Origin of the sequence: Mycobacterium neglectum (assembly GCF_002591975.1) — a bacterium.
Taxonomy (GTDB): Bacteria; Actinomycetota; Actinomycetes; order Mycobacteriales; family Mycobacteriaceae; genus Mycobacterium; species Mycobacterium neglectum.
Genome location: NZ_NVQE01000117.1, coordinates 1 through 506, shown reverse-complemented (window position 1 = coordinate 506; position 506 = coordinate 1). Strand labels below are relative to the sequence as shown.

Genomic DNA, 506 nt, shown 5'->3' with positions numbered 1-506 from the left:
CGTTTTCAGGCCGAGATGAGCCAGGATGTCGGCCTGGGCGGCAGGGACCTGCGGCGGGAAGGTCTGGCTGGTGCCGTTGATGGTGATGGTGGCGCTGCGCAGCGGGCGAAGTTGTTTGACGACGTTGGCGATCGCCAGCCCGGTCTTGTCCTGGATGGCGTGCGCCACGGCCAGGGCGGTGAACACGATGCTTAGGTGCGCTTCGATCGAGTCGCGTACGTGGTGGAATATCGGCCGGGCAGCCAGGTCCGTCTTGGACATCCGGAATGAGCGCTCGACGTGCCAGAGCTCGTGGTACTTACCGATCACCTCGCGGGCGGGCATCTGCGCGGCATCGATGTTGCTGACATAGCCTTTGAGGCCCACCAGACTGCGGGCGCGGGCCAGGCTGGCTTCATCGAGAGTGCGCTGATCCCCGGCGACGGTGACGAACCGGGTGGCCTTGGCCTTCTTCGCTCCGGCGATGATTTCCTTGGCCCGGACTTCTTGGGCGTCGAGGGTTTTCT

1 protein-coding gene is annotated in these 506 nt (G+C 64.8%); it reads right to left on the bottom strand.

Features of this window, described 5'->3' with window-relative positions; genetic code table 11:
- A partial coding sequence (locus tag CSQ99_RS30630; protein ID WP_425437901.1) for an IS1634 family transposase occupies nucleotides 1–506 on the bottom strand: 506 nt, incomplete at both ends.